The 15,268-nt window shown below is 69.6% G+C and carries 12 protein-coding genes and 1 pseudogene; 8 read left to right on the forward strand and 5 right to left on the reverse strand.

What is annotated here, in order from left to right:
- Positions 1-214: 214 nt before the first annotated feature.
- The 6 genes and pseudogenes from rocD to IE209_RS26370 all read left to right on the forward strand — a co-directional run.
- Positions 215-1,459 (forward strand): annotated as a pseudogene (gene rocD / locus IE209_RS34495) (ornithine--oxo-acid transaminase); the annotation flags it as partial.
- Between the two features lie 105 nt (positions 1,460-1,564).
- Entirely contained in the window at positions 1,565-2,335 is a 771-nt protein-coding gene (locus IE209_RS34500) for a dimethylarginine dimethylaminohydrolase family protein (RefSeq protein WP_444544357.1), read from the forward strand.
- 9 nt (positions 2,336-2,344) lie between these two features.
- Positions 2,345-3,406 carry a DNA polymerase III subunit delta gene (holA, locus tag IE209_RS26355; protein ID WP_189689853.1) on the forward strand — a complete coding sequence of 354 codons (1,062 nt, stop codon included), beginning with the start codon at positions 2,345-2,347 and terminating at the stop codon, positions 3,404-3,406.
- Between the two features lie 49 nt (positions 3,407-3,455).
- A complete protein-coding gene (locus IE209_RS26360) occupies positions 3,456-4,736 on the forward strand; it encodes a glutamate-5-semialdehyde dehydrogenase (protein ID WP_189689854.1) in 1,281 nt (426 codons plus the stop codon).
- A gap of 19 nt (positions 4,737-4,755) precedes the next feature.
- On the forward strand, positions 4,756-6,240 hold the full coding sequence (gene trkA / locus IE209_RS26365) for a Trk system potassium transporter TrkA (RefSeq protein ID WP_189689855.1): 1,485 nt from the start codon (positions 4,756-4,758) through the stop codon (positions 6,238-6,240).
- 10 nt (positions 6,241-6,250) lie between these two features.
- Entirely contained in the window at positions 6,251-7,717 is a 1,467-nt protein-coding gene (locus tag IE209_RS26370; protein ID WP_145549179.1) for a TrkH family potassium uptake protein, read from the forward strand.
- On the opposite strand, the gene IE209_RS26375 is transcribed toward IE209_RS26370, so the two are convergent.
- The 3 genes from IE209_RS26375 to IE209_RS26385 form a co-directional block, all read right to left on the reverse strand.
- A complete protein-coding gene (locus tag IE209_RS26375; RefSeq protein WP_189689856.1) occupies positions 7,718-9,103 on the reverse strand; it encodes an MATE family efflux transporter in 1,386 nt (461 codons plus the stop codon).
- A gap of 2 nt (positions 9,104-9,105) precedes the next feature.
- On the reverse strand, positions 9,106-9,813 hold the full coding sequence (locus IE209_RS26380; protein ID WP_189689857.1) for an SDR family oxidoreductase: 708 nt from the start codon (positions 9,811-9,813) through the stop codon (positions 9,106-9,108).
- A gap of 300 nt (positions 9,814-10,113) precedes the next feature.
- Positions 10,114-10,701 (reverse strand): TetR/AcrR family transcriptional regulator, encoded by a 588-nt coding sequence (locus tag IE209_RS26385; protein WP_189689858.1) that lies wholly within the window; start codon positions 10,699-10,701, stop codon positions 10,114-10,116.
- 116 nt (positions 10,702-10,817) lie between these two features.
- Here IE209_RS26385 and gshA point away from each other — a divergent pair, with 116 nt between their 5' ends.
- Both gshA and IE209_RS26395 read left to right on the forward strand, forming a co-directional pair.
- Positions 10,818-12,110, forward strand: a complete 1,293-nt coding sequence (gene gshA / locus IE209_RS26390; protein ID WP_189689859.1) for a glutamate--cysteine ligase — start codon at positions 10,818-10,820, stop codon at positions 12,108-12,110.
- Between the two features lie 128 nt (positions 12,111-12,238).
- Positions 12,239-14,107 carry a potassium transporter Kup gene (locus tag IE209_RS26395; RefSeq protein ID WP_189689860.1) on the forward strand — a complete coding sequence of 623 codons (1,869 nt, stop codon included), beginning with the start codon at positions 12,239-12,241 and terminating at the stop codon, positions 14,105-14,107.
- 64 nt (positions 14,108-14,171) lie between these two features.
- Here the strand turns inward: IE209_RS26395 and IE209_RS26400 are convergent, their stop codons facing one another.
- Positions 14,172-14,606, reverse strand: a complete 435-nt coding sequence (locus IE209_RS26400; RefSeq protein WP_186329784.1) for a DUF4148 domain-containing protein — start codon at positions 14,604-14,606, stop codon at positions 14,172-14,174.
- A 182-nt stretch (positions 14,607-14,788) separates the two neighbouring features.
- Positions 14,789-15,103 carry a DUF4148 domain-containing protein gene (locus IE209_RS26405; protein ID WP_189689861.1) on the reverse strand — a complete coding sequence of 105 codons (315 nt, stop codon included), beginning with the start codon at positions 15,101-15,103 and terminating at the stop codon, positions 14,789-14,791.
- Between the last annotated feature and the right edge of the window lie 165 nt (positions 15,104-15,268).

Genomic DNA, 15,268 nt, shown 5'->3' on the forward strand with positions numbered 1-15,268 from the left:
CGGTGTTGACGATGTCCCCATCCTCGCCAGCGGCCCGCAGCGTCCGATGACGGCAGGCGCCGCCCGTGTTGCAGCTGTAGCGCCGGGACCGACACTTCCGAATCGGAAATGAACGCGTGTCAACTGTGCCGTGCCCGGCAGCGTGCAGGCCTTGCAATCACCGCGGCGGTCGCCTGGTTTTCCTACAGTTTCCGGGACAACAAGGAGAACCGCCATGGACCGCCACCCCATCCGCTCCGAACTGCTGATCGAAGCAGAGCGCCAGCACTGCGCCCCGAATTACCAGCCGATCCCCGTCGTCATCGAGCGCGCCCTCGACTGCCACGTCTGGGACGTGGACGGCAAACGCTATCTAGACATGATGGGTGCGTATTCCGCCGTCAGCCATGGCCACCTGCACCCGCGCATCGTGGCGGCCGCGCAGCGCCAGCTGGGCCGCGTGGCCGTGACCTCGCGCGCCTACCATGGCGACACGCTGGGGCCCTTCCTCGAAAAGCTCTGCGCGCTGGCGGGCTTCGAGCAGGCCCTGCCCATGAACACCGGCGCCGAGGCCGTGGAAACCGCCATCAAGGCCGCACGCCGCTGGGGCCACCAGGTGCGCGGCCTGCCGGATGGCACGGCCGAGATCCTCGTGGCGCGCCAGAACTTCCATGGCCGCACCACCACCGTCATCAGCGCATCCAGCGAGCCGTCCTACCGCGCCGGCTTCGGCCCGTTCACGCCGGGCTTCCGCTGGTTCGACTTCGGCGACATGGCCAGCGTGCGCGCCGCCACCACGGCCAGTACCTGCGCCGTGCTGGTCGAACCCATCCAGGGCGAGGCCGGCGTGGTGCTGCCGCCACCCGGCTTCTTCGCGGCGCTGCGCGCCTGGTGCGATGCCAACCGCATCCTGCTGGTCATGGACGAGGTGCAATCGGGCCTGGGCCGCACGGGCCGCTGGTTCGCGTTCGAGCACGAAGGCATCCGGCCGGACGCGCTGATCCTGGGCAAGGCGCTGGGCGGCGGCCTGCTGCCGGTCAGCGCCTTCCTGGCGGACAGGAAGCTCATGCAGGTGTTCTCGCCCGGCAGCCATGGCTCCACCTTCGGCGGCAATGCGCTGGCCGCGGCCGTGGCGCACGAAGGACTGTGCGTGATGGAGGACGAGCAACTCGTCGCACGCTCGGCCGCGCTGGGCACGCATTTGCTGGCGCGCCTGCGCAGCGTGCAGGCCAAGTGGCCCACGCTGGTGCGTGCCGTGCGCGGCCGCGGGCTGTGGGTCGGCGTGGAGCTGGACCCGGCCCGCGCCAGCGCGCGCGCCGTGGTGGAGCGCATGGCCCAGGCCGGCGTGCTGTCCAAGGAGACGCACGAGACCGTGATCCGCTTCGCACCGCCGCTGACCATCACGCGCGCGCTCATCGACGAGGGCGTGGACCGCTTCGCCGAGGTGCTGGCCGCCCTGCCCGGGGTCGGCGCGCCGCGCAGCGCCGTGGCCGCGCAAGCCACGCCCGCCGTGGCGCCGCCGCGCCCGCGCCTGCTCATGAGCGCTCCCGAGCATTTCGAGGTGTCCTACGCCATCAACCCCTGGATGGAACCGGACCGCTGGCGGCCCGACGACGCCACGCTGCGCCGGCAGGCGCGCGCGGGCTGGGACGCGCTGCGCGCCACCTATGAAAGCCTGGGCGCCGTGGTCGAGACCATGCCCCCGGTGGCCGGCCTGCCCGACATGGTGTTCACCGCCAATGCGGCCGTGGTGATCGACCGCCAGGTGCTGCTGGCGCGCTTTCGCCACCCCGAGCGCCAGGGCGAAGAAACCCATGGCCGCGCCCTGTTCGCCCAGTTGCGCGCACGCGGGCTGGTCGACCGCCTGCACACCATGCCCGAGGGCGTGCGCTTCGAAGGCAACGGCGACGTCGTGGTGGACAACACCCGCGGCATCTGCTGGATGGGCTACGGCCCGCGCTCGGACCTGCGCGCGAGCACCACGCTGCAGGCCGTGGCGCGCCGGCCGGTGTGGACGCTGGAACTGGTCGATCCGGCCTTCTACCACCTCGACACCTGCCTGAGCCTGCTCTCGGGGGGCGAGCTGCTCGCGGTCAAGCGGGCGTTCTCGCCCGCGGGCTGGGCCCAGCTGCAGGCGATCGCGGGCCCGCAGTTGATCGAGATGCCCGAGGAGGACGCCTTGCAGCTGGCCGCCAACGCCGTCTGCATCGGCCGCGACCTGGTCATGGGCCATTGCAGCCCGGCGCTGCGCGCACGGCTGGAACAACGCGGCTACCGCGCGCGTGTGGTGCCGCTGGATGCGTTCCGCCGCTCGGGCGGCTCCGCGCGCTGCCTGACGCTGGAGCTCGGCACGTAAACTGCCGGCATGCAACTGGCCCCGGCCCAACTCCCGCAACAACTGCAGCGCGGCCTGCGTTCGCTCTACACCCTGCACGGTGACGAGCCGCTGCTGCTGCAGGAGGCGGCCGACGCCATCCGCGCGGCCGCGCGCGCCCAGGGCTACACCGAGCGCCGCGTGTTCACGGTGCAGGGCGCCCATTTCGACTGGGCCGGCGTGCTGGCCGCGGGCGGCGCCATGAGCCTGTTCGCCGACAAGCAGCTGCTGGACATCCGCATCCCCTCGGGCAAGCCCGGCAAGGACGGCAGCGCCGCGCTGCAGCAGCTGGCCGAGCAGGCCCAGGGCAACGACGGCACGCTGGTGCTGGTCAGCCTGCCGCGGCTGGACCGCACGACCAAGACCGGTGCCTGGTTCGCCGCGCTGGACGCCCACGGCGTGACCGTGCAGATCGACCCGATCGAGCGCGCCACGCTGCCGGCCTGGATCGCCCAGCGCCTCAAGGCCCAGGGCCAGCAGGTGGCCGCTGGCGAGGAGGGCCAGCGCACGCTGCAGTTCTTCGCCGACCGCGTCGAAGGCAACCTGCTCGCCGCGCACCAGGAGATCAGCAAGCTCGCGCTGCTGTACCCGCCCGGCGATCTCGGCTTCGAGCAGGTCGAGAGCGCCGTGCTCAACGTGGCCCGTTACGACGTGTTCAAGCTGTCCGAAGCCGTGCTGGGCGGCCAGGTGCTGCGCGTGCAGCGCATGCTGGACGGCCTGCAGGCCGAGGGCGAGGCCGCCGTGCTCGTGCACTACACGTTGGCCGAGGACATCCGCGCGCTCAAGCGCGTGAAGGATGCCATGGCCGCCGGCCGGCCGCTGCCCATGGCGCTGCGCGAGCAGCGCGTCTGGGGCATCAAGGAGCGCTTGTTCGAGCGCGTGCTGCCCCGTCTGTCGCCGAGCGCGCTGGCCAGGCTGTTGCACGGCGCCCATGCCGTGGACGGCATCGTCAAGGGCCTCAAGGTGCCGGACTGGCCCACCGACGGCTGGCAGGCGCTGCAGCGCCTGGCCCTGGCGCTGGCGCGCGTCTGCGCGCAGCAGCCGGCCCGCTGAAAGCCCCGGCGGGCGGCCCGCGCAGGCCATCTGCGCGACAATCGCCGCCATGAACGCGTTGAACATCGCCGAATACGCCCAGACGCTGGGCGTGCAGGCCCGCCAGGCCTCCGCCGCCATGGCGCGGGCCAGCGCCGCCACCAAGAACCAAGCCTTGCGCGCGCTCGCGCGGCTGCTGCGCGAACAGACCGGGCCGCTGCAGGCCGACAACGCCCGCGACATCGCGCGCGCCGAGGCCGCCGGCCTGGCCGCGCCCATGGTGGACCGTTTGAAGCTCACGCCCAAGGTGCTGGAGACCGTGGCGCTGGGCTGCGAGCAGCTGGCCGCCATGCCCGATCTGATCGGCGAGATCAGCGGCATGCAGCAACAGCCCAGCGGCATCCGCGTGGGCCAGATGCGCGTGCCGCTCGGCGTGTTCGCGATGATCTTCGAGAGCCGGCCCAACGTGACCATCGAGGCCGCCAGCCTGTCGATCAAGAGCGGCAACGCCTGCATCCTGCGTGGCGGCTCCGAGGCCATCGAATCGAACAAGGCGCTGGCCCGGCTGGTGCAGCGGGCATTGGAAGAAGCCGGTCTGCCGGCGGACGCCGTGCAACTCGTGCAGACCACCGACCGCGAGGCCGTGGGCCAGCTGATCGCCATGCCCGAGCATGTGGACGTGGTGATCCCACGCGGCGGCAAGGGCCTGATCGAACGCATCAGCCGCGAGGCCAAGGTGCCCGTCATCAAGCACCTGGACGGCAACTGCCATGTCTATGTGGACGACCCCTGCGACATCGCCATGGCCGTGACCGTGGCCGACAACGCCAAGACGCAGAAGTACAGCCCCTGCAACGCGGCCGAAGGCCTGCTGGTGGCGCGCGGCGTGGCGGCTGAATTTCTGCCGAAGATCGGTGCGGTCTACGCGGCCAAGGGCGTGGAGATGCGCTGCGATGCCGAGGCCGCCGCGATCCTGTCGGCCGTCGCCGGTGCACAGGTCGTGCCGGCCACCGAGCAGGATTGGTCCGAGGAGTACCTCGCACCCGTCATCGCCGTGAAGGTCGTCGAAGGTCTGGACGAGGCGATTGCCCACATCAACCGCTACGGCAGCCACCACACCGACGCCATCCTCACGCGCGACCACATGCATGCCCAGCGCTTCCTGCGCGAGGTGGATTCGGCCAGCGTGATGGTCAACACCAGCACGCGCTTCGCCGACGGCTTCGAGTACGGCCTGGGCGCGGAGATCGGCATCAGCACCGACAAGTTCCACGCGCGCGGCCCGGTCGGCCTGCTGGGCCTGACCTCGCTCAAGTACGTGGTGCTGGGCAACGGCGAGACGCGCCACTGAGCCAGCCGGCCCGCAGGCCATGCGCGTCATCATCCTGGGTGCCGGCCGTGTCGGCGAAAGCGTCGTGGACAGCCTGGTGTCCGAGAAGAACGACATCACCGTCATCGACACCGATGCGCGCCGCCTGCGCGCGCTGGAAGAGCGCTACGACCTGCGCGGCCTGGTCGGCAGCGGCGTCGATCCCGACGTTCTGGAAGAGGCCGGCGCGCGCGACGCCGACATGCTGATCGCCTGCGCCGCGCTGGACGAAACCAACCTGGTCTGCTGCAAGATCGCGCACCGGCGCTTCAACATCCCCACGCGCATCGCGCGCGTGCGTTCGCAGGCCTTCCGGCATGGCAGCGACCTCGTCGACAAGGAAGGCTTCGCGGTCGACCGCGTGATCTGCCCCGAGGAGTCCCTGACGCGCTACATCTTCAAGCTCATCGAATACCCGGAGGCCTTGCAGGTGCGCGAGTTCGCCGGCGGCCTGGCCTGCCTGGTCTCGGTGCGCGCCGTGGCCGGTGCGCCGCTGGTGGCGCACAACATCGCCGACCTGCGCGAATGCGTGCCCGACGTGCCGATGCGCATCGTCGCGATCTATCGCCGCTTCGAGGACGAGCCCGACCGCTTCATCGCCTGCAGCGGCGGCACGCGCGTGGAGCCGGGCGACGAGGTCTTCGTGCTGGCCGCGCGTGATGACATTCCGCGCGTGCTGAGCGCGCTGCACCACGACGAGCAGCGCGGCCAGGGCCGGCCCAAGCGCCGCGTGCAGCGCATCATGATCGCCGGCGGCGGCCGCGTCGGCGAACGGCTGGCCCAGGAGCTGGCGGCGGCCAACGCGGGCTTCCACGTCAAGGTCATCGACCATGGCGCCGAGCGCTGCATCGAGCTGGCCAGCAAGCTGCCGCACGAGGTGCTGGTGCTGCACGGCGATGCCACCGACGAGAACCTGCTCGAGGACGAAGGCATCGAGACCATCGACCTGTTCCTGGCGCTGACCAACGACGACGAGAACAACATCATGTCCAGCCTGCTGGCCAAGCAGATGGGCGCCAGGCGCGTGCTGGCCCTGATCAACCGGCGCAGCTACGCCGAGCTCATGCACGGCACGCAGATCGACATCGCGCTGTCGCCCGCGCAGACCATGATCGGCGAACTGCTGGCCCACGTGCGCCAGGGCGACGTGCAGGCCGTGCACAGCCTGCGCCGCGGCGTGGCCGAGGGCCTGGAGATCGTGGCGCGCGGCGACCGCAAGACTTCGCGCGTGGTCGGCCGCGCCGTGCGCGACTTGAAGCTGCCCGAGCAGGCCCACTTCGGCCTGATCGTGCGCGGCCTGCCCGACCCGCTGGCGCTGCCGGCCACGGACGACGCAGCCGCGGAGCCGGCCGTGGCGCCCCAGGTCATCATCCCGAGCGCCGACACGGTGATCGAGAGCAACGACCACGTGGTCGTGTTCGTGCCGCACAAGCGCCTGATCCGCGACGTGGAGAAGGCCTTCCGCGTCAGCGCAGCCTTCTTCTAGCCGCTCGTCGATGCGCGACATCTTTCCAGTCCTGCGCGTGCTGGGCGTGATGATCACGTTCATGGCCTTCAGCATGGCGCTGCCGCTGGCCGTGTCCTGGCAGTGGCAGGACGGCGTGGCCGACGCCTACATCGCCTCCATGCTGCTGACCCTGGTCGCCGGCGTGCTGCTGTGGCGGGGCATGCAGCGCTACCGGCGCGAGCTGCAGCCGCGCCACGGCGTCATGCTGGTCTCGCTGGCCTGGCTGCTGCTGCCGCTGTTCGCGGCGCTGCCGCTGGAGCTGGCCTTCATGGAGATCGGCCGGCCGCTGAGCTTCACGCACTCCTACTTCGAAGCCGTGTCCGGGCTCACCACCACGGGCGGCACGGTCCTGAACAAGCTCGACACGCTGCCGGTGTCGGTCAACTTCTGGCGCTGCTTCCTGCAGTGGGTGGGCGGCATGGGCATCCTGATCCTGGCCGTGGCCGTGCTGCCGCTGCTGGGCGTGGGCGGCAGCCAGCTGTTCAAGGCCGAGGCGGCCGGTCCGATCAAGGACAACAAGCTCACGCCGCGCATGGCGCAGACGGCCAAGGGCCTGTGGGGCGTGTACGCCACGCTGTCGACCGCCTGCGCGCTGGCCTACTGGGCCGGCGGCATGCCACCGATCGAGGCGGTCATGCACATGTTCACCACCGTGAGCCTGGGCGGCCTGTCCTCGCACGATGCGAGCTTCGGCCACTTCAACTCGCCGCTGCTCGAGCTGATCGCCGTGGTCTTCATGCTGTTCGCCAGCTGCAACTTCGCGCTGTACTTCACGGCCGTGCGCAAGGGGCGCCTCGGCGTGGCACTGTCCGACCCCGAGCTGCGCGCCACCTTGTCGGTGCTGGTCGGGGGTGGCTTGCTGGCCGGGCTGCTGCTCTGGGCCAAGGGCCTCTATGCGCCATTGGACGCCCTGCGCCACGGCCTGTTCCACGTGGTCTCGGTCGCCACCACGACGGGCTATGCCACCCAGGACTACCTGCTCTGGCCGGTGTTCCTGCCGGTCTTCATGCTGCTGCTGTCGGGCATCGCCACCAGCGCGGGCTCCACGGGGGGTGGGATCAAGATGGTGCGCATGCTGATCCTGCTGCAGCAGGCGCGGCGCGAGATCCGCCGGCTCGCGCACCCGCGCGCGGTGCAGCCCGTGCGCCTGGGCAAGGCCGTGGTCGACACGCCCGTGATCTTCGCGGTGCTGGCCTTCATGCTGGTCTACGGCGCCACCGTCATCGTGCTGTCCATGGTGCTGATGCTGACCGACCTGGACCCGGTGACGGCCTTCAGCGCGATCATCGCCAGCGTCAACTGCATGGGGCCGGGCCTGGGCGCGGTCGGCCCGGCGTCCTCGTTCGCGGTGCTGAGCGATTTCCAGATCTGGGTCTGCACGCTGGCCATGCTGATGGGCCGGCTCGAGATGCTGAGCTTCATGGCGCTGCTGATGCCCTCGTTCTGGAAGAACTGATCAGCGCGTCCAGCTCCCCAGGCGAATGGCACCCGCGATGACGGCCGCGTACAGCGCGAGGCTCACCGCCACCACGGCGTAGAACACCTGCGCCGGCGCCTGCAGCCAGACCACGCAGACCCAGCCGCCCGCAGCCACCACCGCCAGCCGCACCAGGCTGCCGACCAGCGGCCACAGCATGCGGCCCGCCCCTTGCGACGCGAAGAACAGCGCCAGGCCCAGGCCGAACAGGCCATAGCTGGCGCCGACGATGCGAAGGTACAGCGCGCCCTGGGCGCGGACCTGGGCATCGGCCGTGAAGACGTCCATCCAGAGCCCGGGCGCCAGGGCCACGGCCAGGCCGATGGCGCCCGTGATCGCGGCGACCAGCCCTCCGCCCAGCCAGGCCGCGCGCAAGGCCCGCGCCAACTGGCCTGCACCCATGTTGGTGGCCACCAGCGTGGTCAATGCGGTGCCGAAGCCGAACGCGATCGGCACGAGGATGTACTCGAGCCGCGCCGCCACACCGTAGCCGGCCAGCGCCACGGTGCCGTAGCTGCCCACGGCCGCGGTGGCAGCGGCAATCGAGCCATTGCTGATGACGGGGCTCAGCGAGGCCGGCAGCCCCACGCGCAGGATGCCGGCGAAGGCCGCGCGCTCCGCGCGCCAGGGCCCGCTGCGCAGCCGCACGGCCGCGCCGGGCCGCCACAGCGCCGCCAACAGGACCAGCGCCGACACGGCGTTGACCGTCAGCGTGCTGAGGGCAGCACCGGCCACGCCCAGGCCCGGCAGCGGCCCCCAGCCGAACACCAGGGCCGGGCACAGCGCCAGGTGCGCGAGCGTGGTGCCCAGCATGGCCAGCGAGGGCAGCAGCATGTTGCCGCCGCCGCGCACGATGCCGGCGAGCACGTTGACGGCCCAGATCGCCAGGGCGCCGCCGAACAAGGTGTTCGAGTAGGCCAGCGCCGCGTCGAGCGCGGCGCCGCGCCCGCCCATGGCCATGTAGACCGGACGGCCGAGGCCCAGCAGCGCGAGCATGAACAGCGCCGCCATGGCCAGCGCCACCAGCAGCGCATGGCGCGCCAGCTGTGCGGCCTCGCCGGGCCGGCCTGCGCCCAGCGCGCGGGCCACGGCAGCCGTGGTGGCGCCACCGATGCCCCCGGCCGACATCTGCACCATGAGCATGGATAGCGGCAGCACCAGCGCCACGCCGGCCAGCGCCTCGTGCCCCAGGCGGCCCAGGATGTAGCCGTCATAGCCGATCTGCACGGTCATCGCGAACAGGCCGACCACGTTGGGCGTGGCCAGCCGCAGCAGCGTGGGCAGCAGCGGCGCCTGCAGCATCTGCTGGGTGCGCTGCGTGGCCGGGCTGCCGGCGGCGGCAGCGGGCAGGACGGCGGCGCCCATGCTCAGCGCTGCACCGGGGCCAGGTAGATGCCGGGTTCGGCCGACAGGCCCTGCTTGACCTGGCGCGTGAGCTTGTCGGCCAGCACCTCCTGGGCGCCGGACTCCAGCCCGTCGAGCGCGGCGCGCACGATCTCCTCGGGCGTGGCCTTGGGCATGTCGATGCCGCGCGTGAGGTCGGTGTCGACGAAGCCCATGTGCAGTCCCATGACCTGCGTACCCTGGGCCCGCAGCGCCTCGCGCAGGCCGTTGGTCAGCGACCAGGCGGCCGACTTGCTGGAGGCGTAGACAGCCAGCAGCGGCGAGCTGATCCAGCTGGCGATGGACAGCACGTTGAGCAGCGCGCCGCCGCCATTGGCCTTCAGCACCGGCGCGAAGGCGCGCGCCATCAGCAGCGGGCCGAAGTAGTTGGTCTCCAGCTGCGCGCGCGCCGCCTCCACCGCACCGTCCGCCATGAAGTCGCCGGTGATGGCGATGCCCGCGTTGTTGACCAGCAGCGTCACATCGCCGCAGCGCTGCGCCGCGGCCGCGACCTGTTCGGGCCGGGTCACGTCCAGCGCAATCGGCTCCACACCTGCAAGAGAGATGCTGGCCGGATCGCGCGCAGCCGCGTAGACCTTGCGCGCGCCGCGCGCCAGCGCCTCGCGGGCGAAGGCTTGCCCGATGCCGCGGTTGGCGCCGGTGATGAGAAGGGTGGCGTTGTGGATCTGCATGGAAGACTCCTGGGTGGTCAATATGACAGGCGTCATATTTCTGGGTGACGGAAACGGGAGGGGCGGCGGCGAATGCTCAGAACGTGTGAATGAACCGATCGCACCCACGACGGGGTGCGGCGGGCCGCAGGCGAAGGCGCAGGCCGCAGCCCGGGCTGGTGCCCGGGCAAGGACTGCAACGCCCGCATGCGGCCTGGCGCGCCCCGGCCCGAAGGGCGAGGCCCCGGCCGCGACGGTCATGATGGAAACAGGAGCTCATTGGGGGCCTCGCGTGGGTGTGAGCGGTTCGTTCACACGTTCTCAGCGCGCGGGCGCGGCGTCGAACTGCGCGAGCAGGCTGCGGCGCGTGGCGGCCAGCAGCGCGCGGCCTTCGGCGTTGTCGCCCAGTGCGCGGGCCAGCTGCAGCGCGCCGACCATCTGGCTGGCGACCACGCCGGCCTGCTCGATGGCGTCTTCCGGCAGGGCGCGCTGCACCGCGGCCACCAGGCGGCGTATACGCACGGCGGCGGCCTGCGCGACCTCGGCGGACTGGCGCGGTATCTCGGACGACAGAGCGGCCACCGGGCAGCCCTGGGTCGGCGCACCCAGGTGGCTGTCGGACAGGTAGGCCTCGACCAGCGCGCGCAGGGGACTGGCCCCGCGCGCCTGGCGCTGCGCCATGCTCTTGCCCAGGCGGGCCGCGCTGTCGGACCCGGCATGCTCGAGCGCCTCGCACAGCAACGCATCGCGCGAGGCGAAATGGGCATAGAACCCGCCATGTGTGAGGCCGGCCCGCTTCATGACATCGGCCACGCCCACACCCCAGAAGCCGGATTCGCGCAGCACGCCCGCCGCGGTCTCGACGATGCGGTCGTGTGTCAGCTGCTTGCGGCCCGGGGCGGTGTCCATGGCCCGGACGATAGCACTAAATATGATGGTCGTCATATGAACCGCGCTTGCATCGCGGGATGGCCACCCCATATCCCTAAAATTCACTCGAATACTGCCAACCCAAGGCCTTCCCCATGGTTCCCCACCTCATCACCGCACTGACCGGGCCGATCAACGAGCTCGAGCAGCGCATCCTCGATTCCACGCCGGCCATCGAACGCTGGTTCCGGCTGGAGTGGATGGAGCACACGCCGCCGTTCTACTGTTCCGTGGACATCCGCAACGCCGGCTTCAAGCTCGCGCCGGTGGACACCAATCTGTTTCCGGGCGGCTGGAACAACCTCACGCAGCCCATGCTGCCGCTCGCGGTGCAGTCGGCCATGGCGGCGATCGAGAAGATCTGCCCCGAGGCCAAGAACCTGCTGCTGATCCCCGAGAACCACAGCCGCAACACCTTCTACCTGGCCAACGTGGCGCAGCTGCAGCGCATCTTCCACATGGCCGGCCTGAACGTGCGCGTGGGTTCGGTGGACCCGGAGATCAAGGAGACCAAGACCATCCAGTTGCCCAACGGCGACGAACTCACGCTGGAGCCGGTGGTGCGCAGCAAGCGCCGGCTGGGGCTGAAGAACTTCGACCCCTGCACCATCCTGCTCAACAACGACCTGTCGGCCGGTGCGCCCGGCATCCTGGAAGACCTGCACGAGCAGTACCTGCTGCCGCCGCTGCACGCGGGCTGGTCGGTGCGGCGCAAGAGCCGGCATTTCCAGAGCTACGAAGAGGTGTCCAAGCGCTTCGGCAAGCTGCTGGGCATCGACCCCTGGCTCATCCACCCGATGTTCGCCAAGTGCGGCGAGGTCGACTTCGCCGAGGGAGCGGGCATGGACTGCCTGCAGACCAACGTCGATGCGCTGCTGACCAAGGTGCGCCGCAAGTACAAGGAATACGGCATCAACGAGAAGCCCTTCGTGGTCGTGAAGGCCGACAACGGCACCTACGGCATGGGCATCATGACCGTGCACGACGCTGCCGAGTTGACGAGTCTGAACCGCAAGTCGCGCAACAAGATGGCCGTGGTCAAGGACGGGCAGCCCGTGCACGACGTGATCATCCAGGAAGGCGTGCTGACGGCCGAGCGCATGCACGACGCCATGGCCGAGCCCGTGGTCTACATGATGGACCGTTACGTGGTGGGTGGTTTCTACCGCGTGCATGCCGACCGCGGCCCCGACGAGAACCTCAACGCGCCGGGCTCGCGCTTCGTGCCCTTGGCTTTCGCCGAGAGTACGCACTTACCCCAGCATGGCATGAAGCCGGGCGCCAGCGCCCCCAACCGCTTCTACATGTACGGCGTGATCGGCCGGCTCGCCCTGGTCGCGGCCAGCTATGAGCTCGAGGCGACGGACCCCGAAGCCGAGGTCTACTGAAGCCATGGCAACGGAAGTTGCTGCAGTGCAACATCAGCGCCGCGGCGGCTTGCCGGTTGCGGGGCGAGGCGCACAATAGCCGTCCCGCGAAACACCAGCCGCTGGCCCCGTGGCCGAGCGGCTTTCCTTTGCAACACGCCAAAACCCCGCTCGCGGCGCTCACCCTGGGCGCCATCGGTGTCGTCTACGGCGACATCGGCACCAGCGTCCTGTACGCGGTCAAGGAGATCTTCGGCTCCGGCCATGTCCCGTTCACGGTGGACAACGTCTACGGCGTGCTGTCCATCCTGTTCTGGACGCTGACCGTCATCGTCTCGCTCAAGTACGTGGTTCTGGTGCTGCGCGCCGACAACGCCGGCGAGGGCGGCCTGGTCGCCATGCTGGCGCTGGCCTCGCAGTCGGTGAAAGACAAGCCGCAGCTGCGCCACGTGCTGCTCTTGGTCGGCATCTTCGGCACCTGCCTGTTCTACGGCGACGGCGTGATCACGCCGGCGATCTCGGTGCTGTCGGCCGTGGAGGGCCTGGAAGTGGTGTCGCCCGCCTTCCGCAAGGCCGTGATCCCGCTCACGCTCGTGATCCTGTTCGCGCTGTTCGCCGTGCAAAAGCGCGGCACAGCCGGCATCGGCAAGTTCTTCGGGCCGATCACGCTGGCCTGGTTCATCGCCATCGCGCTGCTGGGCGTCTCGCACATCTGGCACAACCCCGAAATCCTGTTCGCGCTGAGCCCGCACCACGCGCTGCGCTTCATGTGGCTGAATCCGGGCACGAGCTTCATCATCCTGGGTGCCGTGGTGCTGGCTGTGACCGGTGCCGAAGCGCTCTATGCCGACCTCGGCCATTTCGGCAAGCGGCCGATCCGGCTGGCCTGGTTCGGGGCGGTGATGCCGGCGCTCACGCTCAATTACTTCGGCCAGGGCGCGCTGCTGCTGCGCGAGCCCGAGGCCGTCAAGAACCCGTTCTTCATGATGGCGCCCGAGTGGGCGCTGCTGCCGCTGGTGGGCATGGCCACGGCCGCCGCGGTGATCGCCTCCCAGGCCCTCATCACGGGCGCCTTCTCGGTCACCAAGCAGGTGATCCAGCTGGGCTACCTGCCGCGGCTGCAGATCCAGCACACCAGCGTCAAGGCGGCCGGCCAGATCTACATTCCCTTCGTCAACTGGGGCCTGTTCCTGGCGATCGTGCTGGCCGTGGTGATGTTCAAGTCCTCCAGCAACCTGGCGGCGGCCTACGGCATCGCCGTCTGCACGGACATGCTGATCACCACGGTGCTGACCTTCTTCGTGATCCGCTACGGCTGGAAGTACCCGCTGTGGCTGTGCATCCTGGCCACGGGCTTCTTCTTCGTCGTCGACTTCGCGTTCTGGGCTTCCAACCTCATGAAGCTGTTCGACGGCGGCTGGTTCCCGCTGTTCATCGGCGCCATGATGTTCATGCTCATGATGACCTGGCACGAAGGCCGGCGCCTGCTCAACGAGGCGCTGCGCGCCAATGCGATCGACCTCAAGAGCTTCCTCGAATCGGTGTTCGTGAGCCCGCCCGCGCGCGTGGAGGGCACCGCCGTGTTCCTGACGGCCGAACCCGGCAGCGTGCCCAATGCGCTGCTGCACAACCTCAAGCACAACAAGGTGCTGCACGAGACCAACCTGTTCGTGACCGTGCGCAGCCACGAGCGGCCCTGGATCGGCATGGACAAGCGCCTGCAGATCGAGGCCCTGGGCCACGATTGCTGGCAGGTGGTGCTGCACTACGGCTTCAAGAACGACCCCGATCTGCCGCGCGCGCTGGAGCAGATGCGCGGGCGCGGCTGCGAGATGGAGACCATGACGACGAGCTATTTCCTGTCGCGCGACATGGTGGTGCCCACGCTGGGCACCGGCATGGCGCCCTGGCGCGAGAAGCTCTTCGCACAGATGCACCTGAACGCGAGCGCCGCGGCCGATTTCCTCAAGCTGCCCAGCAACGCGGTCGTGGAGCTCGGCTCCAAGGTCGAAATCTGAACCGCCCAAGAAAAAGGCCCGCGCCTTGCGGCGCGGGCCTTTTTCTGCGGGCAACCGGCGAGGGTCAGACTTCGCCGCCCGGCAGTTCGCCGGCGCGCAGTGCGCGCACAGCGTCGGCACGCACGGCCTCACGCGTCAGCAGGCTCTGGGTCGGGCGGTAGCCGATGTCGGCACCTTCGCCGGCCGGGGCCAGCTGGTGGTTCTGGGCTGCAGCCAGGTATTCGCGCTGGACTTGGTCGCGCGTCAGCGTGCTGGGCTTGGCAGAGGCCAGGACGCCGACATCGCCGACTTCACCGGTCGCGGCCAGCTGGTGGTTGCGTTGGGCTTGCAGGTATTCGTTGCGCACGGCTTCACGGGTTACGGCGCTGGACGTCGCGGCGGGCACGGGCGGAATGTAGCCGACTTCACCACTGGCGTTGACACCGCCGCCGGCGAATGCGGGCGCTGCGACCAGACCGGCTGCGGCGAGCAGGGCGGAGGCGAGGATCTTGGTGTTCATGGTGTTTTCCTTCATTGACATTGACGATGAAATGAAGTTTAAAAACCGTGACGCGATTGAAAAAGCCCGTCCAAGGCAAAGCATCGTTTCCATTGAGGCAACAGTGATGCGGAACCTTTTTGCCAAAGCGAAAGGCCCGCGCCTTGCGGCGCGGGCCTTGACTGGCGAGGGCTTCGAAACGCTCAGACTTCGCCGCCACCCAGCAGGCCATGGCGCACGGCGTACACGGCTTCGGCGCGGACGGCATCGCGCGTCAGGCCGCTCTTGGCGGTGGCCACAGCGCCGATGTCGGCACCTTCGCCGGCTTCCGGCAGCGTGCCGCTGCGTTCGGCCTGCAGGTACTCGGCCCGCACGGCGGCGCGGGTCAGATCGCTCTTGACCGAGCTCACTTGGGGCACGTAACCGACTTCACCGCTGATGTTGTCGCCAGCGAAGCTGGGGGCTGCGGCGAAGCCGGCGGCGGCGATCAGGGCGGAGGCAAGAAACTTGGCGTTCATGATGGATTCCTTTCGATGGTGAGGACAACTTCCCGTTCGGCGGAGCCGGGCCCTTTGCCCTGCCCCGTCTCGACGAGCCGTGTCGTGCGCCTCATCGATGGGCTCCATTGTCGAAGCCGCACCCCGAAAGAAAAACCGCGCGGCGGGCAATGCATCGTTTCGCAT

The organism is Pseudorhodoferax aquiterrae, from assembly GCF_014652235.1.
Lineage (GTDB): Bacteria > Pseudomonadota > Gammaproteobacteria > Burkholderiales > Burkholderiaceae_C > Pseudorhodoferax > Pseudorhodoferax aquiterrae.